Raw genomic sequence first — 22,950 nt, forward strand, 5'->3', positions numbered from 1 at the left:
AAAACGCTTGTTACTGATCGCGTCACTGTCAAGCAAAATAACCAGCAGCGGGCGCTGTCAGCTAAAAAACACAAAGGCCGCTAGGCGGCCTTTGTTAACTGTCAAATCAGCAGCTTATTTCTTTTTCGCTTTTGGATTTGGCAAGTCAGTGATTGAACCTTCGTAAATTTCAGCCGCTAAGCCGATGGATTCATTCAGTGTCGGGTGAGCATGGATAGTCAGCGCGATATCTTCGGCATCAGCGCCCATTTCTACCGCTAAACAGATTTCACCCAGCATTTCACCGGCATTGATACCAACAATAGCGCCACCCAGAATACGGTGGGTTTCTTTGTCGAAAATCAGCTTGGTGAAACCTTCAGTCCGGGCTGAAGCGATAGCACGACCAGAAGCGGCCCACGGGAAAGTTGCAGTATCAACAGCGATACCTTTTTCCTTGGCTTCTTTCTCCGTCAGACCCACCCAGGCCATTTCCGGATCTGTGTAAGCCACAGATGGAATGCAACGTGGGTCGAAGAAGTGTTTCAGACCAGAGATAACTTCAGCCGCCACATGACCTTCATGCACAGCTTTGTGTGCCAGCATTGGCTGACCAATCACATCACCGATAGCAAAAATATGCGGCACGTTGGTCCGTAATTGTTTGTCAACATTGATAAAACCACGTTCATCAACATTGACACCTGCTTTGGTTGCATCCAGCAGATTGCCGTTTGGACGACGACCAACTGCCACTAAAATTTTGTCAAAACGAACCGGTGCAGCTGGGGCGTTTTTGCCTTCAAAGGTCACATACAGACCATCCGCTTTGGCTTCAACAGCCACCACTTTGGTCGACAGCATGATGTTAAAATTGTCTTTGTTGTACTTGGTGTACACTTTGACCAGGTCAGTATCGGCTGCTGGCACTAACTGATCAGCAAACTCAACCACTGATACTTTAGAACCCAGTGCACGATACACAGTCCCCATTTCCAAACCGATGATACCGCCGCCTAACACCAGCATTTCACCAGGGATGTCTTTTAATTCCAGTGCGCCGGTTGAATCGATGATGCGTGGATCATCTTTTGGCATAAATGGCAGCGCGACTGGCTCAGAACCGGCAGCGATAATGGCTTGATCAAAAGTAATAGTGGTATCGCCAACCTGCAGGGTGTTGGCACCGGTGAATTTACCGTAGCCAGTAACCACTTTCACTTTGCGCATTTTTGACATGCCCGCCAGACCATTGGTCAGCTGGCCAACCACTTTGTCTTTCCAGGCGCGGATCTTATCCAGATCAATTTGTGGTGTACCAAAAGTCACACCGTGAGAAGCCATGTCGCGGGCATCATCAATCACTTTGGCAACATGTAATAAAGCTTTGGACGGGATACAGCCAACATTTAAACAAACACCACCAAGTGTGCTGCGTGCTTCAACTAAAGTGACTTCCAGACCTAAGTCAGCTGCACGGAAAGCAGCAGAGTATCCACCAGGGCCTGCGCCCAACACCACAACTTGCGTTTTGATTTCGTTGCTCATCGTTGTACCTTTTTATCTTTTGCTCAGATAGCCGTCTAAAACAGGCGGCCAGGAAATAAAGTGGCGGAATTTTATCACCCTGCCTGAAAGATGTCCCGTAACTTTTCAGCTCAAACATCAGGCTGGTCATGAAAACGGCCAGCCTTACAGGCAAAGTGCGACCAATCACATAATGATTTGGCGGATATCCGCTAAATAAGATGCCAGCGTCGCAGTAAAGCGTGCTGCCAGCGCACCATCGATCACGCGGTGATCATAGGACACTGACAACGGCACCATCAGCCGCGGCTCAAACTCTTTACCATTCCATTTTGGTTTGATGTCAGATTTTGACACGCCCAGAATGGCCACTTCAGGCGCGTTGACGATTGGCGTAAAGGCCGTACCGCCAATACCACCCAGGCTGGAAATGGTGAAACACCCACCTTGCATATCCGCTGCTGTCAGCTTGCCTTCACGCGCTTTGACAGAAATCTCCTGCAACTCGCGCGACAGTTCGATAATGCCTTTTTTATTGACATCACGCACCACCGGCACCACCAGGCCATTCGGTGTATCCACCGCAATGCCTAAGTGCACGTATTTCTTCAGGATGAGGCTGGCACCATCGTCTGACAGTGAGCTGTTAAAGGTTGGGAATTCTTCCAGTGCCTTGGCCACCGCTTTCATGATAAAGACCAATGGGGTGTACTTGACGCCCATTTTCTTTTTGTCCGCCAGCGCATTTTGTTCTTTGCGGAATTCTTCCAAGCTGGTGATATCCGCTTCATCAAACTGCGTCACATGCGGAATGCGCACCCAATTCCGATGTAAGTTGGCGCCAGAGAGTTTCTGAATACGAGACAGTGGTTTTTCTTCCACCGCACCGAACTTGCTGAAATCTACTTTTGGCCACGGGATCAGATCAAAACCAACACTGTTACCGCTGCTACTAACCGCACCTTTACCGGCGGCGACCTGCGCAATAATGTTTTTCACGTAGTTTTGCACGTCTTCGCGCTGGACCCGGCCTTTGCGGGCTGTGCCAGTGACTTTTGACAAATCAACGCCAAATTCGCGCGCTAAGCGACGAACGACAGGTGAGGCGTGGGCGTAAGCCTGATTCTCAACAAAACCTGTGTTTGCTGGCGCAGCGGCTGGTGTTGCTGCAGCTACGGCAACTGGAGCTACCGGCGCAGTGGTCACAGCAACAGCAGCAGGTGCCGCAGCGGCCACTGGCGCCACTGCAGCGGCAGGAGCTGGTGCTGCAGCCCCAGTGCTAAACACAAACACCAGCGAACCGGTTGATACTTTGTCGCCGACTTTGACTTTAATTTCGGCTACAGTCCCGGCAAAAGGTGCCGGCACTTCCATCGCGGCTTTATCGCCTTCGACGTTCAGCAGCGATTGGTCCGCTTTGACCACATCGCCGACCTTGACCATGATTTCAGTGACTTCAACCGCATCACCACCGATATCCGGCACTTTCACGTCCTGCAAAGTGGCGACAGCCGGGGCGGCAGGCGCAGCAACGGCCGCGACCGGCGCCACTGCTGCAGCTGCTATAACGGGCGCTGCAGTTTCAGCCGCACCGGCAAATACCATAATCAGCGAACCGGTTTTGACTTTATCACCGGCTTTGACCCGCACTTCCTGCACCACACCGGCTTGCGGGGCTGGTACTTCCATCGCGGCTTTATCACCTTCCACACTTAACAAGGACTGATCCAGCGTTACGGTATCACCGGCTTTGACCAGAACTTCTGTCACTTCAACTTCATCTGCACCAATATCTGGTACGAAAATTTCAATGCTCATTACAAATCCTCTTAGGCGAACAGCGGGTTTGGCTTGTTGGTGTCAATGCCAAAACGAACGATGGCATCGCTGACCAGCTGCTTGTCAATTTCACCTTGTTTCGCCAGCTCACGTAACGATGCCAGCACGATATAACCGGCGTTCACTTCAAAGTGACGACGCAGATTTTCGCGGCTGTCAGAGCGGCCGAAACCATCAGTGCCCAGTACCTTGTAAGATACTGCCGGGACAAAAGCCCGTACCTGTTCAGCGTAGTTTTTAATGTAATCAGTTGCAGCAATCACTGGTGCCTGGCCCAATACAGTGGCCAGATACGGTACTTTTTCCGCATCGTTCGGGTGCAGCATATTGTGACGCTCACAATCCTGGCCATCGCGTGCCAATTCGTTAAAGGACGTCACAGAGAACACGTCAGAGCCAATGCCATATTCTTCACTGAGGATTTCAGCGGCACGGCGCACTTCATTCAGGATGGTGCCTGAACCCAGTAACTGCACTTTGGCTTTGTTGCCCACCAGCGTTTCCAGCTTGTAAATACCACGGCGGATACCTTCTTCGGCACCTTGTGGCATCGCCGGGTGATGATAGTTTTCGTTCATCACTGTGATGTAGTAATAGAGGTTCTCCTGCGCCGGGCCGTACATCCGACGGATACCGTCCTGGATAATTACAGCCAATTCATAGGCATAGGTTGGGTCGTACGAAATACAGTTCGGGACTGTACCGGCCAGAATATGGCTGTGACCGTCTTCGTGTTGTAAACCTTCACCGTTTAAGGTGGTGCGACCCGCAGTGGCGCCTAACAGGAAACCACGGGCTTGCTGATCACCGGCCAACCAGGCCATATCACCGACGCGCTGAAAGCCAAACATCGAATAATAAATGTAGAACGGGATCATCGGCAGATCGTTGGTGCTGTAAGACGTTGCCGCCGCCACCCAGGATGCCATCGCGCCCAGTTCGTTAATACCTTCCTGCAACACCTGACCTGAAGTTTCTTCTTTATAATAAGAAACAATAGCGCGGTCTTCCGGCGTGTAAGTCTGACCATGCGGGTTATAGATACCGATTTGACGGAACAAACCTTCCATCCCGAAGGTACGGGCTTCATCGGCAATAATTGGCACAATTTGCTGACCGATATTGGCATCTTTTAACAGGATATTCAGACCACGGACAAAAGCCATGGTGGTTGAAATTTCCCGTTTTTGTTCTTCCAGTAAACCTTCAAAGGCCGGTAATTCTGGCAGCGTCAGGGCTTTGGTGAAGTTCGGTAACCGCACTGGGGTATAGCCATTCAGTGCCGCACGACGGGCATGCAGATACTGATGTTCTGCTGAACCTTCCGGCAGTTGAATATATGGCAGCGACTGTACATCGTCTTCGCTGATATAGTCTTCCAGACTCAGGCGCTTGCGAATTTGCAGCACATGGGTCATGTCCATTTTCTTCACCTGGTGGGCAATGTTTTTGCCTTCAGCTGCTTCACCCATACCATAACCTTTGATGGTTTTGGCCAGGATCACGGTTGGACGACCTTTGGTCTCTTGCGCCGCTTTAAATGCTGCGTACAGTTTGGAAGGTTCATGACCGCCACGTTTTAACGCGAAAATTTCTTCATCCGTCATATCGGCAACCAGGGCCGCTGTTTCCGGGTAACGACCGAAGAAGTGCTGACGCACGTAAGCGCCATCTTTGGCTTTATAGGTCTGATAGTCACCGTCGACCGTTTCGTTCATCAGCTCCAGCAGCTTGCCAGTGGTATCTTTGGCCAGCAACTTGTCCCAGCCACTGCCCCACACCACTTTAATCACATTCCAGCCAGCGCCACGGAACAGACCTTCCAGTTCCTGAATGATTTTACCATTGCCCATCACCGGGCCATCTAACCGCTGCAGGTTACAGTTGACCAGGAAACATAGGTTATCCAGTTTTTCCCGCGCCGCAAACGACAGCGAACCACGGCTTTCTGGCTCGTCCATCTCACCATCACCGAGGAAAGCATAAACGCGTTGTTGGCTGGTATCTTTCAGACCACGACCATTTAAGTACTTGAGGAAACGGGCCTGATAAATAGAGGTGATTGGGCCTAACCCCATCGACACTGTCGGGAATTGCCAGAATTCCGGCATCAGTTTTGGATGCGGGTAAGAAGATAAACCTTCGCCACCGACTTCCTGACGGAAATTATCGAGCTGATCGGCAGTTAACCGGCCTTCGACAAAAGCACGGGCATAAATACCTGGCGAGATATGGCCTTGATAATACACTAAATCGCCGCCGTCTTTTTCGTTTGGTGCGCGGAAGAAGTGGTTAAAACAAGTTTCATAAAATGCGGCAGAAGACTGGTAAGACGCCATATGGCCGCCCAATTCCAGTTCTTTTTTCGATGCCCGCAGCACGATCATGATGGCATTCCAGCGGATGATCGAACGAATGCGTTTTTCCAGATTCACATCGCCCGGATAAGCGGGTTCCTGCTGTGGCGGAATAGTATTGATATAGTTGGTGGTGATACCGGTTGGCATGGCCACACCGTCCAGCCGGGCTTGTTCCAGCACCTGTTCTAACAGAAACTGCGCACGTTCCACGCCTTCAGTACGAACTACAGATTCAAGGGCTTCTAACCATTCTTTGGTTTCGAGCGCGTCGATGTCAATTTTACTGACTTCAGACATATCAAGTTTCCTTTATTCCGGACCTGCCAGCAGCAGGTTGTTATTGTATGAAAAGTAAGCTAGCTCAAGTCAGTTCGTTTGTGAACGACGCAGCGAGCGTGCAAGGCGTGAGCGTTCCCGGTCGGCTTCCAGCAAAGCCTCTTCGATATAGGCTAAGTGGCTGTTACTGGCTTGCCGGGCTTGTTCCGGTTCACCATTGATCACCGCTTCCATTAACCGTTGCCGATGTGAATTCAGCTGACTCACGATTCCGTCTTTTTGCCGCAGAACTTCAAGGTTGAGTTTGATGTTCTGCTCCACCAGCGGTGTTAAACCGCGTACCAGATGCAGCAACACCACATTATGCGATGCTGCTGCCACTGCTAAATATAAACTGCCGACTGCCCGGGCTTCTGCATCCAGATCCTGTTGCTGCTGGGCGGCGCAGATATCGTCATACTTCTGTTTAATTTGTGCAAAATCGGTGCTGGTGCCACGTAAGGCAGCGTAATAAGCACAAATACCTTCCAGCGCATGCCGGAACTCCAGTAAATCAAATTGTGACTCCGGATGACGGCCAATCAGCTCAAACAGCGGATCAGTGAGACCACCCACCAGATTGTCACAAACATAAGTGCCACCGCCTTGTTTGCGGCTGACCAAACCTTTGGCTTCCATTTTTTGCAAAGCTTCGCGCAGACTGGGTCTGGATACATCAAACTGCTCCGCCAGTTCGCGCTCGGTCGGTAATTTCTGACCAGGTGCAAAAGTGCCTTCCAGCAGCATATGCTCCAACTGCTCGACAATACGGTCCGATAATTTGGCAGGTTTGATTTTCAGTGTATTCATCCGCGTCCCGCTGATTCAGTCCGGCAGCACACTAATAGCGTGCTCGTTCGCTTGTGGTTGGAGGCTGGCAATCTTTCGCGTGCACCGGCCCCTGCCATCAGGTAAATTGGTAAGACCAATTTACAGTAAGCGGCCATAAGGTAACAGAAAGCGTAGTTGAAGTAAATTCAACAGCACAGGAATAGCGCAGCACACTGCTAAATAGCTAGAGTTATAACTCTAAAATTAGCGAAAAATGCCAACGCCACCCAATTGGTCAGACCAATAGCTGGCGCTGCGATTGACAGCCCGGCTTCGCTTGCTGCCCGCATGGCAACAGCGAAAGCCGAACGAGAGTGGATCAGGACAATAAACCGCTTAAGGTCAGAACTGCGACTAAGGCTAAGAAAAACAGGATATTACGTTTTGCTAACTGCACCAGACTGCAACTTTCATCACTGCCATTGGTTTGCTCAACCGCTAAAGGCTCGGCAGCTTGTGCCACCTCAGTCAGCACCTGTTCTGCTGGCGTAGTCAGATCGGCGGCATAACTTAATAATGTGGCGGAGGCTTTAGAAAAATGACCAACGAGGGCAAAACCAACGCCAAATAACCGTGCTGGCAGCCAGTCCGCTAAATGCGATAAATCCTGTGCCACAGTGCGCAGATATTGCTCAGCCTGTGACTGAGCTGCCGGCACCTGTTCTGGCTCTGCCGTTGCTGGTTCAGCATCGCCCAATGGCACTGCTTGGGGCGCCTGCTGGCTGCTACTGGCTGCAGCTGTAGCAACTGGCGTTTCAGTCTCAGCCAGTACTGTCGTGGTTGCCGCCGCTGTTTCCGGCAGATAACTGGCAGGTTCGGCCAACTGACGCAAAGTAGCGTAAGCAATAGCGCCAAAAGCACCTAACAGCGCAAACCAGAACAACACCGCCGCATAATATTTAAAATTCAGCCAGACCAGCAACTGGCCATGGGTCAGCTCGGTTGAACTGACACCTGCTTGCTGCCGGATTTGCTGCATCACCAGAAAAGCGGCTTGTTGATCACCACGCGCCTGAGCATTCAGATACTGTTTATACAGTTGACGGTAATGCCAACAGCCGATGCAAACCAGTAACACCAGGGTATTCACCACCAGTGTCAGCAACCAGAAATCAGCCAGCGCCAGCACCACTGTGACCAGCAATGCCGGCAATAACCACCATAAAAATACGCCGTAGGCATGCTGCTGTAAGATCGCCAGCACACCCCGCTCTGACAACCGCAGATAAGGCCGGACATAACTTAACCACTGCCAGGGCTGGCTCCGCACCGCCAGTCGTTCAATGATCAATGCAATCAACATACATATCAGGGTCATCCGCTTATCTCCTTGCTGCTGCCGCTATTTTGCTGGGCAGACTTCAATCGTTGGGCCAGGGCACTGCGAAAAGCAACCCAGTCAAATGCCGGGCCGGGATCCGTCTTGCGTCCGGGCGCGATGTCACTATGACCGGCAATATCACCGGCCGCTAAGGTTGGAAACTGCTGATACAGCAACTGACAGAGTTCAAGCAGCGACTGATATTGCGCCTCGGTATAAGGTTCATCATCAGTCCCTTCCAGTTCAATACCAATGGAAAAATCGTTACATTTATCGCGGCCGCGCCATAGACTGAGGCCAGCATGCCAGGCTCTGGCGGTAAAAGGTACATATTGCCAGATGCGGCCATCACGGAAGATGACACAGTGCGCGGACACCCGCACATCTTTTAATCTGGCAAAATAAGGATGAACATTGCAATCGAGCTGGCCGGCAAAAAAATCATCAATATAAGGCGTACCGTACTGACCTGGCGGCAAACTGATATTGTGGATCACCAACAACTCAATGTCACAACCCTCAGGCCGCTGATCCCAATGCTGGCAGGGCCGGCGGGTGATCGGCAGCGTTGAGCTGTCCGCCTGTTCGGCGATTAAATGAGCTTCAGACTGTTTTTGCAATTCAGTGCCACGCTGTTTATGCTATGACCCTATTGTCAGCGCTGAGTGAACTGAATGCAAGCACCTGATCCTTCTGTGAATGATCCAAGCAAAAAACTGGGCAAAAGTTTTGCGCTGATTGCCTGGCTGTTGGTTATGGCACTGGTCTATTTGTTTTTTGCCGAAGCGATAGAGCAGAAACTTAATCCGAACCAGCAACTGCGCAGCAGCCGTGACGCCAGCGGTCATGCCAGGGTCACGCTGACCCGCAATGCCAAAGGTCATTATGTCGGCATTTTACAGCTCAATGGTCAGCCGGTGCAGTTTTTGCTCGATACCGGCGCAACTCAGGTCGCAGTGTCAGCCCAGGTCGCCCAGCGCACTGGCATGAAAAAAGGTCAGGCGCATCAGGTGTCCACCGCCAATGGCATCACCACGGCTTACCAAAGCGAAATCACTGAACTCAGGCTGGGTGATATTGTGTTTTACAATTTACCCGCCAGCATAGTGCCCAATTTACCAGGCTCGGAAATATTGCTAGGAATGAGTGCGCTAAAACATTTAGAATTCGCCCAACAAGCTAATCAACTGCAACTGGTACAAAAGAATCCATGATGACAGCTCAACACCCCGAAGTCCCGCTGAGTCAGCAGGAACGTCTGCAACAGGAAATTCGCCGTGGCGTCAGCCATGCGCTGGCAGAAGACTTAGGTTATCTGCCCTTGTTACAGGGCGATATCACCGCCTCCTTAATCCCTGAACAACAACAAGCGATCGCGACTATTATCACCCGGGAAGATTGTGTGATTTGTGGTGTCGATTGGGTCGAAGAAGTGTTTCAGCAATTGTCCGAGCAAGTGGTGTTGCAATGGCATGTCAAAGACGGTGACGAAGTTAAAGCCAATACCCTGCTGGTTGAAATCAGTGGCCCGGCACGGATTTTACTGACCGGTGAACGCACTGCACTGAACTTTCTGCAAACCTTAAGTGGCACGGCCACGACGACAGCACGTTATGTCGCCTTATTGGCTGGTAGCAAAACCCGGTTACTGGATACCCGCAAAACCCTGCCTGGCATGCGTTTGGCACAAAAGTATGCGGTCAGCTGTGGTGGCGGTAAAAATCACCGCATTGGTCTGTATGATGCGTTTTTAATTAAAGAGAATCATATTGCCGCCGCCGGTGGTATCACGCCTGCGGTGCAGGCAGCGCGGCAAAACTTTCCGGGTAAACCGGTTGAAGTAGAAGTGGAAGATCTGACCGAGCTGGAACAGGCGCTGAAGGCGCAGGCTGATATTATTATGCTGGATAACTTTCATATCGCCGATATTCAGCAAGCCGTGCAGCTCAACCAGGGCCGCGCCAAACTGGAAGTCTCGGGCAATATCACCAGCGAGGCACTGAAAGCACTCAGCAGCACCGGGGTAGATTTTATCTCCAGCGGTGCTTTAACCAAAAACGTGCAGGCCATTGATTTATCGATGCGACTGCGGACACTGTAAGTCGGGTCTTGGTCGGAGGCCAATTCGCAGCGCCCTTTTTGCTGCCGGATTGGCTTTGACAGTTAGAGCAGTCTCGACATCTGGCGCCTAACATGACGGCAGAATATGCTGACATAACATGGCGGCACAATAGACCAGGCCGAACTCAGCACCAATCTATCGGTCGGATTGAGCACGATGTGCGACACGGCGCTAAGCGTCGGGGCAGTCCGACCAGCATCACAGAGAAAGCTTGCTGTAAGGCATGTTGCACTGCCACGTCGAGTTGGACATTGGACTCAATGCCGTGAGCAACCTTAGCAAGAGCCCGCGACTTTTTCTCGACGACACCGGCTGCACCAACTTTCGGTTACTTTCGAAACCATCAACTGCCGTGGTGGGCAGTTTTTAACGCACAGCCCAGGCAAAATCACTGCGGACCTGGGTTATTTTTTGTCACAGTTGAACACCGCATGCCGCTTAATCGTGCCTGGATTGCCACTTTGTGCCGGGCTAAAACAACGGACGCAGTAAAAATTTGTCTGTATCGCAACATTGCCATCAACACAAGATCTGCGGCTGTTTCAGCGATTTTTACCAACTCTTAGCCATCTTAGCGGCTAGCGTCCTTGAGACTGTGGTCACGAAAGCAAGCAGCAGCTCAGCAGTCTTAGTCACACCAGATGGCAGCATAGTGCAGAAATAAAGTAACTATATTGTTTCCTACATTAGATAAAGCAAAATAATAATAGCAATATCATACTGATATATGAATTTTATTCTTTAATATCATTAAAAGTCTGGTTGCCATTATTTTCGATAGCTATTGTTTGAAAAAAAGCGAAAATTAAAAATTATTGATATAAATCAAATGGATAATTAAAAATGAAATAATTATTTACAAATCAGTATATTTCTCTTGCGTCTGCTAAAAAAATAGCCAGAATAGAAATCAGCCCCCCGGGTTCATATCACAAATGGAGAAGTAACATGAAACGTAATCAAGGCTTTACTTTAATTGAATTAATGATCGTCGTAGCAATTATCGGTATTCTTGCTGCTGTAGCATTACCGGCTTATTCAAAGTATCAGGCAAGTTCAAAATTAACAGCTGGCTTAGCTGAAATCTCTGCCGGTAAAACCGCATTTGAAACATCGATGAATAATGGTGTCGCTGTAACCACTGAAGGTATCGGCTTAAAGACTACTACAGGTAATTGTGCAATAGAGGCAGAAGGGGATGCAGGTGCTGGTACTGGCACCATCGTGTGTACAATCGCAAATGCCCCTGCTGCAGTTAACGGCAAAAAAATCACCTTAACTCGCGCTGCTGATGGCGGTTGGTCATGCACAACTGATGCTGCCGCTGAATACGCACCTAAAACATGCCCACCAGCAGGCACAGGTACCTAATCATTTAATAACCATCGAATTTAATAAGCAGGAGCTCGCTCCTGCTTATCTTTAATGTTTTATCTGCATGGATCCGCAGTTTGATGTTGCCACATTTACTCCCTCGCCATCGCCAACACTGGTATTTGTGCTGCTGTTTACTCTGTTACCTGCTCATTCTGACTGCGCCTGCGTTACAGTTACTCTATCTGCAACAGCCTGCTGCCACTGAGATTCTGGCCATCAGCCTGGCCGCTTGTTTATTCCTGATTGCTGTCATGCCATTACGCTGGTTTTTTCTGTTGCTGTTACCCTGGCTGTGGCTGGCGCCACTGGAATCTATTCATCTGTATTTGTACGGTAAAGTCAGTGATCTGCATTTGATTGGGATCGCCGCGGACACCAGTCTGGCCGAAGCCGGCTGGTTTTTAAATAAATGGGGTTGGCAATTACTGTTGCTCTGGAGCGCTGGTATCTTGCTGGCGCTGGTTGGATCGCAGTTGGCAAAACAGCTGCAATACCGCATCAGGGTCAAAATCCGCCTGCTACTGGCATTACCAATGACTGTCACTCTGCTGCTGCACATCCTGATTAACCACAGTACCGGCATGCTGACCTCATCAGATGCTGACACCAATTTCAGGCCGCATCTGAGCCAGGCTTTTAGTAGCATCCAGCAAAGTTTCCTGCCAGGATCACTGCTCAGGTTATATGACTATCAACAACAACGGCAGTTATTGCAGCACTACCGGCAACAGCTGCAAAGTTTCAGCTTTGAAGCCAAACGCAAAACCGACGACCAAGCCGAAGTCTATCTATTAGTGCTGGGAGAAACCAGCCGGATGCAGAATTTGCAGCTCAACGGCTATGCCAGACCGACCACCCCCAGACTGAGTCAACAAGCCGGACTGGTGAGTCTGAGTAATGTTGTTAGTCCCTGGTCCTGGACCCGAATGGCCGTGCCCACTATTGTCACCCGCAAGCCCGCCAGCAACAGCCAACTGTATTTTGCCGAGCCTTCGCTGTTGACGCTGTTTAAACAAGCTGGTTTTCAGACGTACTGGTTTTCAGTGCAAAGCCCGGTCGGTTTTCATGACAGTCCGGTGTCGCTCTATGCGCTGGAAGCGGACCACTACAAATTTATCAATCCGACCGATTATCAAAGCCAGGGCGCTTATGACGGCGAGCTGTTACCTCTGCTGCAACAAGCCTTAGCCAATCCGGGTCAGAAGAAGTTCATTGTGCTGCATACCCTAGGCAGTCATTATCGCTACAGCGACCGCTATCCAACTGAATTTGAAGTGTTTCAGCCCTCCATTCGGCACAGCCACCTGGGATTACATGATCGCCAGGCGCGTGAGCTACTGGTCAATAGTTATGATAATTCGATTCTTTACTTAGATTATGTGGCCGATCAAATCATCCGGCAATTACAACAAACCGGCGTGATCAGTGCGATGTGGTATATCTCCGATCACGGCGAAGTGTTGTTTGATCAAGACTGTCCGCTGTCAGGCCATGGTCATCACAGCGCTTATGATCACCGCCCCGCCAGCTTTGTCTGGCTGTCGCCGCAATTGCAGCAACGTCAACCTGAAGCCTGGCAACAGTTGCAACAGCATAGCGCTGCCGCCCTGACCAGCAGCAATGTGTTTGATTCATTGGCGGCCCTGGCGCAAATTGAGTTCCCTTCTGCCAGAGCCGAACTGAATATTTTTGCCCATACCTGGCAACCACAACCCAGACCACTGATGAATGGTGCAGACTTTGATCGAAGCCCAACAGATGCTTTGTGTCAGCAACGATTAAAGCCGCCGGCGACTCGGCCACCTCAGGTGACTTTGCCATGAAAAAAACCAGCCAGACACTGATCTCTGGCAAAGTGCGATTATTGTCAGCGCTATTTTTTATTTCCGGTCTGGCGGCACTGCTTTATCAAACCTGCTGGCAACGTTTGCTGTTCTTGATCCTGGGTTCCAACATTGAAGCTGTCACTGTGGTGGTATCGGTTTTTATGCTCGGGCTTGGACTTGGCGCAATCGCAGGCGGCTGGCTGGCAGATCGATACAGCCATAAAACCCTGACGTTATTTTTAGCGCTGGAAAGTGGCATTGGCGTCTTTGGTTTCTGCAGTCCGACCTTACTGGGATGGCTGGAACAACGGATGGTGAGCCAACCATTATGGCAAGCAGCAGTGCTGACTTTTCTGCTGCTGCTGTTGCCTACCATGTTGATGGGGGCAACCTTGCCGCTGCTGGTCAGTGATGCCGCCCGCCGTTTTGGCAATATCGGTGCCGCTACCGGTCAAATGTATGCCGTCAATACGCTCGGGGCAGCCTTGGGCGCGTTAATATCTGCCCAATGGCTATTCCAGTCAATGGGGCTACAAATGGCGATTTATCTGGCAGCCAGTCTGAATTTACTGGTGGTGCTGCTGGCCTGGCAGCAACTGAGAGGACGTTATGCCGAATAGCAGTTGGCCACTCTGGCTGGCGTTTGCCAGCGGTTTTTTCAGTCTCAGTCAACAAATTCTCTGGGTGCGTTTACTTGGCTTTTTTAACTATGGTAAACCTGAAGTATTCAGCGCTATTCTGGCGGCTTTTTTAGCAGGGATCGCGGCCGGAGCTTGGCTTGGGCGCTGGTGCTGTCTGCGGCAATGGCCTTTGTATCCACTCACGGCGGCGCTGTTGCTGCTGATGGGATTGTCCGATCTGCTATTGCCAGAATTGTTTGCCAGCATCTATCGTTCGCCTTTGAGTAATCCACTGTTCTACTTAATTATTTTCTGCACTGCTGCAGCTAAAGCCGTCATTTTTCCGTTGGCGCATCATTTGTTTACCCAAAGCAACTCTGCCAAGCTGGGGCGTTCTTTAGCAAAAATTTATTTCAGCAATATTGCTGGCTCTTTTCTCGGACCGCTGTTGACTGGCTTTGTGTTGCTGGATCTCTGGTCTGCTATGACCATATACCGTTTAACCGGTTTGCTGGAACTGCTGCTGGGCGCCTTGGTGCTGAGCTGGTTATGGCCAAGCCGCTGGCTGGCACGACTGGCGGTGGTACCATTAATGCTGCTGGCTATTTTAATGTTACAACATGGCAGTCAGTTGCAGCAGGTGCTGCAAGACGAGCTGTTACCGCCAGTCAATTTTCTCACCGAAAACCGGCAGGGTATTATTCATACCAGACAGGATACTGCACTGGGCGATCTGGTGTTTGGCGGTAATCTTTATGATGGCCGTATCAATGTCAGACTGGATCCTAATTCCAACAAGATTGACCGGGTATTTCTGGCAGCAGCATTACATCCTCAACCTGAACGGGTGTTGATGATCGGACTGAGCGGTGGGTCCTGGGTCAGAGTGATTGCGGCACTGGACACGGTCAAAACACTGGATGTTGTTGAATTAAATCCGGCTTATCTGACGCTGATTGCGCAGCATCAGACTGTCAGCAGCATCTTAACCAATGCCAAAGTCCAGATCCATATCGCCGATGGCCGCAAATGGTTACAACAACAGCACAACCAGCGCTACGATTTAATTATTATGAACAACACATTTCACTGGCGGGCTTACTCCAGTAATCTGCTTTCAGCCCAAATGATGGCCTTGTTGCAACGTCGGTTGGCGCCTGGTGGCTTACTGGCCTTTAATGCAACCGGTTCTGCCAACGCGCACTGGACTGCAGCGCAGCAATTTCATTACAGCTACCGTTGGTCAAACTTTATTTATGCTTCGAATGATGATTTTAAAGTGACGCCTGAGCAGATCGCCGCTCGCCTGATGCGTCGCTATCGGCCGGATAACTGGTCGGCGGAGCAACTACAATATCCACAATTGCAGAAGTTGTTTTCACAACATCAATTTATTGATATACAACAGGAAGCACAAATACAACAACGAAAATTGCAACTGATCACAGATGATAATATGCTGCCTGAGTATCAGCCGGAACATTGATGCAACTTGAGCTGTTGGCCAGCGTTGGCAAACAGCAAACTTGTGGCCAGGTCTGACTGATAAAGCTGATTGCAATTTTTCCGTTGCCAGCAGGCAACGGGTCGCTTGATGTGGCAGCACCATAGATACCGGCTGTGGCAAGGTAAAAGGATAGAACATGGCAGTGAACGCTCAATCCATCTTATTAAGACGCCTGACCCAAGCCGGGCTGATTGATGCTGCGCGTTTAAGCAAACTATTGGCAGAAAAAAATAGTCAGTACCAGAGTGTCGCCGACTTGCTGATCAGTGAAAAACTGATCACAGCGCAGGCGCTGGCCCAAGCGGCTGGTGCTTTTACCATGCACAGCGTGCTGGATCTAGATTATTTTGATGCCGATTATATTCCTGAACAGGAAAAAAATGAAAAGCTGGTGCGTAAGCATCATGTGTTGCCGATTTTTAAACGTCATCGCACCTTGTTTCTGGCGGTGGTTGATCCTACCGATATGCAACCAGTGGAAGATTTTGAATTCAGCACCGGCTTGCATGCCGAGCTGGTGGTAGTGGAGTTTGATAAGCTCCACAAATTGATCGACAAAGTGTTTGATCATAAAGCCGGTGACAGTTTCAGCGAAACCGACTGGGATCTGTCGGCGCTGGGTTTAACGGATAAAGAAGACGAAGACGGTATTGGCGCTGAAGCCGAAGATCAGCCGATTATCACCTTTATTAACAAAATGCTGCACGACGCCATCCGCAAAGGCGCTTCAGATTTGCATTTTGAACCTTATGAAAAAAGCTACCGCATCCGCTTTCGAATTGATGGTATTTTGCACGAAGTAGCCTCACCGCCGGTGGCCTTGTCCAGTCGCTTATCGGCCCGGCTCAAAGTAATGTCGAGACTTGATATTGCCGAAAAACGGGTGCCACAAGATGGCCGGATCAAACTGAAGTTATCGCAGAAAAAATCCATCGATTTTCGCGTCAGTAGTTTGCCGACCTTATGGGGCGAAAAAATCGTGATGCGGATCCTCGATTCCGACAGCGCCATGCTCGGCATCGATATCCTTGGTTATGAAGCTGAACAAAAACAACTTTATCTCAATGCGCTAGCGCAACCGCAAGGCATGATACTGGTGACGGGGCCGACCGGTAGCGGCAAAACAGTGTCGCTGTATACCGGCTTAAATATTCTGAATACCGAACAAACCAATATTTCTACTGCAGAAGATCCGGTTGAAATTAACTTGCCCGGCATCAATCAGGTTCAGGTCAATCCCAAAGCCGGCCTGACCTTCCCGATGGCACTGAAATCCTTTTTACGGCAGGATCCGGATGTGATCATGGTCGGGGAAATCCGTGATTTGGAAACTGCTGAGATTGCGATTAAAGCCGCACAAACCGGTCACCTGGTGCTCAGTACCCTGCACACCAACTCAGCGCCGGAAACCCTGACTCGCCTGCTGAATATGGGCGTACCCGCTTATAACGTCGCCAGCTCGGTCAGTTTAATTATCGCGCAGCGGCTGGCCAGACGTTTATGCCATCATTGTAAAGCGCCGGAGCTGTTACCTGAGACCGAGTTGTTGCGACAAGGCTTCCGGCCAGAACAATTGGCTGGATTAAAACTCTTTAAGCCAATCGGTTGCGATTATTGCACCGGTGGCTACAAAGGCCGGGTCGGTATTTACGAAGTGATGCCAATTACCGCGGCTATTGCGCAAAAAATCATGCAGGGCGCCAACTCCTTGGATATCGCCAAACAAGCCCAGCAGGAAAATATCAATAATTTACGGCAATCCGGTTTATTAAAAGCGGCGTCAGGCTTAACCAGTCTGGCCGAAGTGAACCGGGTCACCAATGGCTAAGTCTAGACTGTGACCGACCTGCAGCGCGCAACCAGGGATCAACAATGGCAACACCGGCAAAAATAAAAGAACTGGATACCTATGAATGGCGGGGTCTGAACCGACGCGGCAAAAAAACCGAAGGCGAACTGCGCGCCAATTCTATTCATGAAGCCAAAGCCTTACTGCGCCAGCAAGGCATCACACCATCCTCGGTCAAGCGCAAAGCCCATTCCTTGTTTGGCGGCGATGCCAAAATTACTGCGGCCGATATCGCGGTACTCACCCGACAGATAGCGACCATGTTATCTGCCGGGGTACCCTTGGTGCAGTCTATTGATTTAATTGCCAATGGTGCCGATAAAAAATCGCTGCGGACCCTGATGCAAAAAGTTTCACTGAAAGTACAAAGTGGCATTCCGTTGTCTGAAGTGCTGCGTGAGCATCCGAAACATTTTGATGAGCTGTATTGTGATTTAGTCAAGTCCGGCGAGCAATCCGGCGCCTTAGACCGCATTTTTGACCGGGTTGCCACTTACAAAGAAAAAGCTGAAGCGCTGAAATCAAAAATCAAAAAAGCGATGTTTTATCCGATTGCCGTCACAGTAGTGGCGCTGGTAGTGACTTCAATTTTGCTGATTTTTGTGGTGCCTTCTTTTGCCGAGATTTTTGCCGGCTTTGGGGCTGAATTGCCGGCTTTTACCCAGTTGGTGATCCATATTTCCGAGTGGATGCAACAATATTGGTGGCTGGTGCTGGCTGCCATTATCGCTGCAGTGTACAGCTTTAAAAAAGGGTATCGCCACAATTTAAAATTCAAAACAGCTGCCGATGCGATGGCATTAAAACTGCCCGTGATGGGGATGATTATCAACAAAGCGGCAGTGGCAAGGTACGCCCGCACCTTGTCGACCACCTTTGCGGCCGGGGTGCCTTTAATTGAAGCACTGGAATCTGCCGCGGGCGCTGCCGGTAATGAAATTTATAAGAATGCCATTTTAGAAGTCCGGGCTGATGTTGCCGCCGGTGGCCAGATGTTCAGCTCGATGAAAACCACCCGGCAATTTCCGGAAATGGTGGTGCAGATGGTGTCTATTGGTGAAGAGTCAGGTTCGCTGGATGATATGCTAGCGCGAGTGGCCAATATTTATGAGCAGGAAGTCGATGATGCGGTCGATGGCCTGACGGCATTACTGGAGCCAATCATTATGGCAGTACTTGGGGTGTTAATCGGGGGCTTGATTGTGGCAATGTATCTGCCAATTTTCCAGTTAGGATCGGTGATCAAATAATGCAGGCATTTATCCAGAGCTGCGAACTTATCGTGGCCTATTTTCAGTCTTCGCTGGTGGCTTATCTGCTGCTGGTATTTGTGTTTAGCCTTTGTGTTGGCAGTTTTCTGAATGTGGTGATTTATCGGTTACCAAAAATGATGGAGCGCAGCTGGCAACAGGAGTATCAGCAATATTTTCAGCCCAATGCAGTACTGCCGGCAACGGCGCCCTTTAATCTGGCGGTGCCACGTTCACGCTGCCCGCATTGTCAGCAGCAACTGACTGCGCTGGACAATATTCCGCTGTTCAGTTACCTGAGTCTGGCTGGTAAATGCCGGTATTGCGCTGCCCCCATCAGCCGGCGTTATCCGCTGGTAGAACTGGGTACTGCGCTGTTATCGGTGCTGGTCGCCTGGCAAACCGGTGCCACTACGCTTGGTTTGTTGTATTTGCTGGTCACCTGGGCGCTGGTGGCGCTCAGTGCCATTGATATCGATACCATGTTGCTGCCGGATCAAATCACCTTGCCGCTGCTGTGGCTGGCTTTGCTGGCCGCGGTGGCGGGCATCAGTGCCGTCTCTGCCGAAACGGCACTGATTGGCGCGGCTTGTGGTTATCTGGCGCTTTGGTCAGTGTTCTGGGGCTTTAAACTGCTGACCGGTAAAGATGGCATGGGCTATGGCGATTTTAAACTGCTGGCGCTATTTGGCGCTTTGCTCGGCTGGCAGCAATTACCACTGATTATTTTATTGTCCTCCCTGGTCGGCGCCGTCATTGGTTCTGTGTTATTGACCCTGCAAGGGCGCAGTAAATCCACTGCCATTCCGTTTGGCCCTTATATTGCGGCTGCCGGCTGGATTGCTATGTTATGGGGTCAGGACATCACCCAATGGTATTTAGCCATGGTGCTGGTATGAGTGCTTTTATTGTCGGCTTGACTGGGGGTATTGGCAGCGGTAAAACCACAGTGGCCAATCTCTTTGCTGAGCATGGTATTGTGCTGGTTGATGCCGATATCGTGGCACGCCAAGTAGTGGCGCCTGGCCAACCGGCACTTGCCGCCATCGCAGCCCATTTTGGCCACCAGATCTTGACCGCTGACGGCCAGTTAAACCGGCCGGCACTGCGATCGCTGGTGTTCAGTGACCCCAGCGCCAAAGCCTGGCTGGATCAATTACTGCATCCGCTGATTAGGCAACAGCTGTTACTACAGCTGCAACAGGCCCAGTCGCCTTATGTGCTGCTGGTGGCCCCCCTGCTGATCGAAAATGGCTTGACCGCTGTGGTTGACCAGCTGTTAGTGGTTGATGTCGACCCACAACTGCAACTGCAACGCACAGTGCAACGTGATCAGGTCAGCAGCCAGCAGGTCGCAGCCATCATGGCCAGTCAGTGTCAACGTGCAGAGCGGCTGCAACAGGCTGACCAGATAATCAGCAATGAAAGCGATGTTGCTGCTTTAAGCAACAAAGTTGCCAGCCTGCACCAATTATATTTGGCTATGGCGGCAGAAAAACTAGCCAAATCGCCAACTTAAGGTTATGTTAACTGTTGGCCCGAAGTGTGGCCGCTCGCATTTCCGGTGAAGCCTGGCATGACAGAATTGATCTACGAACATCCGCTGAATGAAAAAGTCCGGACTTATCTGCGGGTCGAGTATCTGTTTGCCCAATTAAACACCCAACTGGCGCTGGCCAATGAATCGCAACAGCTGGGTTTTTTCACTTCACTGTTTGCTTTAATTGAAGTGCTGGACCGGAATGACATCAGGCCTGATCTGATCAAAGATGTTGAACGCTGTGAATCGGCGCTGGTGAACTGGTCGCGCCATCCATCCGTCTCTGATGACAGTCTGCAGCAGATGTTGCAACAGGCCGTGCGGTTACAAAGTGAGTTGATCCGCGGTGCTAAATTTGCCAATGTGCTGAAAGAAGACAAATTTTTAGGCCCACTTCGGCAAAGATTTTTTATCCCTGGCGGCACCTGTTATTTTGACCTGCCACAACTTCAGTTCTGGTACACCCAACCACTCGAGGTCCGGCAAAAAGCTGCTGAAGAGTGGATTGGTCAGTTACAACTGGTAGAACGGGCGATCGCTTTTGTGTTGACCTTTATCCGCGAGCGCGGTCAATTTCAGCCGGTACTGGCTGACAATGGCTATTTCCAGAGTAATACCGAACAGTTTGAATTGCTCAGGCTGCGTTATCCACTGCATTATGGCTGTTATCCAACCATCAGCGGCAACAAATACCGCTATGCCATCCGCTTTATGCAATTGTGTGACACTCAGGGCCGCGCCACCACAGCCCAAACCATAGGTTTCGAACTGGCTTGTTGCTAAGCCTGCGCTTTCCACTGCCCATCCGTCCGGCAGTTGGCGTATAATGGCATTTTACCGCCTTTATCGGAATGACCAGCCATGAGCCAATTAAAAGTCCAGTGTCCAACCTGCCGTGTTGACGTGATCTGGCACGCCGAATCTGCTTTCAGACCTTTTTGCAGCGATCGCTGCCGCCTGATTGATTTAGGTGAATGGGCCAGTGAAAGCCGCCGGATCCCGGATACCAGGCCACTGGAAGCTGGCATTGGTGATGCCGATCTGCTGGCCATTGACGAAGCCCTAATGGCCTCGGAAAACGATTTTTTTAAAGAATAAAGCCGGGGTTACTCCGGTGTTTGCGCCGGACAGAGCCGTTCGGTATGAGGTAACTGGCTACTGAATTGCTCAGCAGCGGGGGCTGGCGGCGGTGCTTGCCAGTTCAGACCAATTTTGTGCACCAGTTGCTGTGCCATCTGCTGCACATTCAGCACCTTCAATTGCGCTAATAATGCCTGTAACTGCGCATCCGTCATCGAACTGCCCTGGCCAGTTAAGCGCTGCCGGATCACTTCCAATATTTGCAAAAATAACCGGTACTCACTGGCCCCGGCCTTTTGGACTTGCTGCGCGATACTTGGATAAAAACGCTGGTAACGTACCCAGTCTTCAATCGTCACCAGCACATTCAATAAATTGATACCAGCCCGGCTTTGTGACTGCAACTGTTGCAAGTGGGCATAACGGAATGTCGCTTGTCGCAGTGCTGCAATTGCAGGCTCATGCTGGCCTAGTCGCCAATGCAGATTCCCCATATTGTTATTAAACATCGGCAGCAAAGTGACAAATTCATACTGTTCGGCCAACGCCAGGCCTTGTTGGTAAAAAGCCATGGCTGCGGCATAATCGCCACGAAAGGATTCAACTGCACCAAGATTCAATAGCAACTTGGCACGGGTTAACGGCGGATTGGCAAATTTATCGGCGCATAAAAACCAGTGTCTGGCGGCAGTGCGATGCTGCTGCTGATAGGCGACATAACCTGCTGTCATCGCGATGTCGGCAGCAACAATCCCCTGCGGCACCAATTGATCTGCCAGTGCCAGACTGTGCCAGGCGGCTGGCCACTGCTGCTGGGCGGCATAAGCGCGTGCAGCCAGCAAATGCCAGTCTCGCTGATACCAAGCCGGCGTTTGGCCAAGCTGTGCGCTCAGTTGTTGATAATTCTGACTGACGGTAGCGGGCTGATTGGCGAGCAAAGTCTGGCTGAGCTGATACAAACCAGCGCCAGGCGGTTCTGCAGCAGATAAGCTCAAAGCCAAGCCGGCACTACACCAAAGCAGACTGCGACTCTTCAACATCAACACCCCAGACTCGCTCTCAAGTTGTATGCACCTGTTCCAGCCGTACTGAAGTTTAGCAAATAGCCACTTTATTGCTGATAAAGTGCGATCACTTGCTGCAAAATCGGTTGGTTGGCGTCCGGGAACTGATAATTGCTCAGTTGCTGGTAAGGAACCCAAGCCACTTGCTGACCTTCACGACCGACTGCGTTGCCGCTAAATTCGTCTACACACCAGACATCCAGCAACACGGTTTTCTCCGGATAAGCATACTCCAACTGCAACAAAGGGCTGGCAGCCAATACCGTCAGCCCAACTTCTTCCTGTAATTCCCGATCCAGCGCCTGCAATACCGTTTCACCTGATTCCACTTTACCGCCAGGGAATTCCCATTTTCCGCCCTGGTGCAATGCATCAGGCCTTTTGCTGATAAAAATTTCCTCACCACGGCGGATCACGCCGACCGCAACATGAACTATCTTGCTGTTCGTTTTCACCGATAACCTCTGTGTGCATTGCATGATTGATGATCTATAACCCTAAAGTTTGCCCAGCGCGCCGTGGCCGGCGCCCCATAAAAAAAGC

General features: G+C 50.6%; 20 protein-coding genes. 12 read left to right on the forward strand and 8 right to left on the reverse strand.

Annotated features, from left to right (window positions below):
• Positions 1–114 precede the first annotated feature (114 nt).
• The 6 genes from lpdA to ampD form a co-directional block, all read right to left on the reverse strand.
• Complete coding sequence (gene lpdA / locus AC53GJ_RS18540; protein ID WP_496729877.1) at positions 115–1,527, reverse strand: dihydrolipoyl dehydrogenase; 1,413 nt, start codon at positions 1,525–1,527, stop codon at positions 115–117.
• A gap of 165 nt (positions 1,528–1,692) precedes the next feature.
• A complete protein-coding gene (gene aceF, locus AC53GJ_RS18545; protein ID WP_496729878.1) occupies positions 1,693–3,324 on the reverse strand; it encodes a pyruvate dehydrogenase complex dihydrolipoyllysine-residue acetyltransferase in 1,632 nt (543 codons plus the stop codon).
• Between the two features lie 11 nt (positions 3,325–3,335).
• Positions 3,336–6,002, reverse strand: a complete 2,667-nt coding sequence (gene aceE, locus AC53GJ_RS18550) for a pyruvate dehydrogenase (acetyl-transferring), homodimeric type (RefSeq protein WP_496729879.1) — start codon at positions 6,000–6,002, stop codon at positions 3,336–3,338.
• Between the two features lie 69 nt (positions 6,003–6,071).
• A complete protein-coding gene (gene pdhR / locus AC53GJ_RS18555; protein ID WP_496729880.1) occupies positions 6,072–6,830 on the reverse strand; it encodes a pyruvate dehydrogenase complex transcriptional repressor PdhR in 759 nt (252 codons plus the stop codon).
• A gap of 340 nt (positions 6,831–7,170) precedes the next feature.
• The gene (ampE, locus tag AC53GJ_RS18560) at positions 7,171–8,169 is read right to left on the reverse strand and encodes a regulatory signaling modulator protein AmpE (RefSeq protein ID WP_496729881.1); all 999 of its coding nucleotides are present in this window, start codon (positions 8,167–8,169) and stop codon (positions 7,171–7,173) included.
• On the reverse strand, positions 8,166–8,792 hold the full coding sequence (gene ampD / locus AC53GJ_RS18565) for a 1,6-anhydro-N-acetylmuramyl-L-alanine amidase AmpD (protein WP_496729882.1): 627 nt from the start codon (positions 8,790–8,792) through the stop codon (positions 8,166–8,168). The genes ampE and ampD overlap by 4 nt, the downstream gene beginning before the upstream one ends.
• Positions 8,793–8,846: 54 nt before the next feature.
• On the opposite strand from ampD, the gene AC53GJ_RS18570 reads away from it, so the two are divergent.
• The 12 genes from AC53GJ_RS18570 to yacG all read left to right on the forward strand — a co-directional run bounded on the left by AC53GJ_RS18570 (position 8,847) and on the right by yacG (position 21,361).
• Positions 8,847–9,386, forward strand: coding sequence for a retropepsin-like aspartic protease family protein (locus AC53GJ_RS18570; RefSeq protein WP_496729883.1), 540 nt, complete (start codon positions 8,847–8,849; stop codon positions 9,384–9,386).
• On the forward strand, positions 9,383–10,273 hold the full coding sequence (gene nadC / locus AC53GJ_RS18575) for a carboxylating nicotinate-nucleotide diphosphorylase (protein WP_496729884.1): 891 nt from the start codon (positions 9,383–9,385) through the stop codon (positions 10,271–10,273). The genes AC53GJ_RS18570 and nadC overlap by 4 nt, the downstream gene beginning before the upstream one ends.
• A 969-nt stretch (positions 10,274–11,242) precedes the next feature.
• The gene (locus AC53GJ_RS18580) at positions 11,243–11,665 is read left to right on the forward strand and encodes a pilin (RefSeq protein WP_496729885.1); all 423 of its coding nucleotides are present in this window, start codon (positions 11,243–11,245) and stop codon (positions 11,663–11,665) included.
• 83 nt (positions 11,666–11,748) lie between these two features.
• Positions 11,749–13,494: a phosphoethanolamine transferase gene (locus tag AC53GJ_RS18585; RefSeq protein WP_496732820.1), complete on the forward strand. Its 1,746-nt coding sequence runs from the start codon at positions 11,749–11,751 to the stop codon at positions 13,492–13,494.
• Entirely contained in the window at positions 13,491–14,117 is a 627-nt protein-coding gene (locus AC53GJ_RS18590; protein ID WP_496729886.1) for a fused MFS/spermidine synthase, read from the forward strand. The genes AC53GJ_RS18585 and AC53GJ_RS18590 overlap by 4 nt, the downstream gene beginning before the upstream one ends.
• Complete coding sequence (locus tag AC53GJ_RS18595; protein WP_496729887.1) at positions 14,107–15,603, forward strand: fused MFS/spermidine synthase; 1,497 nt, start codon at positions 14,107–14,109, stop codon at positions 15,601–15,603. The genes AC53GJ_RS18590 and AC53GJ_RS18595 overlap by 11 nt, the downstream gene beginning before the upstream one ends.
• A gap of 157 nt (positions 15,604–15,760) precedes the next feature.
• Entirely contained in the window at positions 15,761–17,452 is a 1,692-nt protein-coding gene (pilB, locus tag AC53GJ_RS18600; protein WP_496729888.1) for a type IV-A pilus assembly ATPase PilB, read from the forward strand.
• A 44-nt stretch (positions 17,453–17,496) separates the two neighbouring features.
• Positions 17,497–18,723, forward strand: coding sequence for a type II secretion system F family protein (locus AC53GJ_RS18605; RefSeq protein WP_496729889.1), 1,227 nt, complete (start codon positions 17,497–17,499; stop codon positions 18,721–18,723).
• Positions 18,723–19,622: a prepilin peptidase gene (locus AC53GJ_RS18610; RefSeq protein ID WP_496729890.1), complete on the forward strand. Its 900-nt coding sequence runs from the start codon at positions 18,723–18,725 to the stop codon at positions 19,620–19,622. Before AC53GJ_RS18605 ends, AC53GJ_RS18610 begins: the two co-directional genes overlap by 1 nt.
• Entirely contained in the window at positions 19,595–20,242 is a 648-nt protein-coding gene (coaE, locus tag AC53GJ_RS18615) for a dephospho-CoA kinase (protein WP_496729891.1), read from the forward strand. Before AC53GJ_RS18610 ends, coaE begins: the two co-directional genes overlap by 28 nt.
• Positions 20,243–20,299: 57 nt before the next feature.
• Positions 20,300–21,046 carry a cell division protein ZapD gene (gene zapD, locus AC53GJ_RS18620; protein WP_496729892.1) on the forward strand — a complete coding sequence of 249 codons (747 nt, stop codon included), beginning with the start codon at positions 20,300–20,302 and terminating at the stop codon, positions 21,044–21,046.
• A 78-nt stretch (positions 21,047–21,124) separates the two neighbouring features.
• Positions 21,125–21,361, forward strand: coding sequence for a DNA gyrase inhibitor YacG (gene yacG, locus AC53GJ_RS18625; protein ID WP_496729893.1), 237 nt, complete (start codon positions 21,125–21,127; stop codon positions 21,359–21,361).
• Positions 21,362–21,369: 8 nt separating this feature from the next.
• On the opposite strand, the gene AC53GJ_RS18630 is transcribed toward yacG, so the two are convergent.
• Both AC53GJ_RS18630 and mutT read right to left on the reverse strand, forming a co-directional pair.
• Positions 21,370–22,383, reverse strand: a complete 1,014-nt coding sequence (locus AC53GJ_RS18630) for a hypothetical protein (protein WP_496729894.1) — start codon at positions 22,381–22,383, stop codon at positions 21,370–21,372.
• A gap of 71 nt (positions 22,384–22,454) precedes the next feature.
• Positions 22,455–22,862, reverse strand: coding sequence for an 8-oxo-dGTP diphosphatase MutT (gene mutT, locus AC53GJ_RS18635; protein WP_496729895.1), 408 nt, complete (start codon positions 22,860–22,862; stop codon positions 22,455–22,457).
• Between the last annotated feature and the right edge of the window lie 88 nt (positions 22,863–22,950).

The organism is Rheinheimera sp. B2H12, from assembly GCF_059620065.1.

Coding starts and splice junctions, on each gene's coding strand:
- pdhR (WP_496729880.1), bottom strand. CDS start 6,830: ATGAATACACTGAAAATCAAACCTGCCAAATTATCGGACCGTATTGTC.
- AC53GJ_RS18630 (WP_496729894.1), bottom strand. CDS start 22,383: ATGTTGAAGAGTCGCAGTCTGCTTTGGTGTAGTGCCGGCTTGGCTTTG.
- aceE (WP_496729879.1), bottom strand. CDS start 6,002: ATGTCTGAAGTCAGTAAAATTGACATCGACGCGCTCGAAACCAAAGAA.
- zapD (WP_496729892.1), top strand. CDS start 20,300: ATGACAGAATTGATCTACGAACATCCGCTGAATGAAAAAGTCCGGACT.
- AC53GJ_RS18570 (WP_496729883.1), top strand. CDS start 8,847: ATGCAAGCACCTGATCCTTCTGTGAATGATCCAAGCAAAAAACTGGGC.
- ampE (WP_496729881.1), bottom strand. CDS start 8,169: ATGACCCTGATATGTATGTTGATTGCATTGATCATTGAACGACTGGCG.
- coaE (WP_496729891.1), top strand. CDS start 19,595: ATGGTATTTAGCCATGGTGCTGGTATGAGTGCTTTTATTGTCGGCTTG.
- AC53GJ_RS18595 (WP_496729887.1), top strand. CDS start 14,107: ATGCCGAATAGCAGTTGGCCACTCTGGCTGGCGTTTGCCAGCGGTTTT.
- AC53GJ_RS18585 (WP_496732820.1), top strand. CDS start 11,749: ATGTTGCCACATTTACTCCCTCGCCATCGCCAACACTGGTATTTGTGC.
- yacG (WP_496729893.1), top strand. CDS start 21,125: ATGAGCCAATTAAAAGTCCAGTGTCCAACCTGCCGTGTTGACGTGATC.
- lpdA (WP_496729877.1), bottom strand. CDS start 1,527: ATGAGCAACGAAATCAAAACGCAAGTTGTGGTGTTGGGCGCAGGCCCT.
- AC53GJ_RS18610 (WP_496729890.1), top strand. CDS start 18,723: ATGCAGGCATTTATCCAGAGCTGCGAACTTATCGTGGCCTATTTTCAG.
- AC53GJ_RS18590 (WP_496729886.1), top strand. CDS start 13,491: ATGAAAAAAACCAGCCAGACACTGATCTCTGGCAAAGTGCGATTATTG.
- nadC (WP_496729884.1), top strand. CDS start 9,383: ATGATGACAGCTCAACACCCCGAAGTCCCGCTGAGTCAGCAGGAACGT.
- pilB (WP_496729888.1), top strand. CDS start 15,761: ATGGCAGTGAACGCTCAATCCATCTTATTAAGACGCCTGACCCAAGCC.
- AC53GJ_RS18580 (WP_496729885.1), top strand. CDS start 11,243: ATGAAACGTAATCAAGGCTTTACTTTAATTGAATTAATGATCGTCGTA.
- AC53GJ_RS18605 (WP_496729889.1), top strand. CDS start 17,497: ATGGCAACACCGGCAAAAATAAAAGAACTGGATACCTATGAATGGCGG.
- aceF (WP_496729878.1), bottom strand. CDS start 3,324: ATGAGCATTGAAATTTTCGTACCAGATATTGGTGCAGATGAAGTTGAA.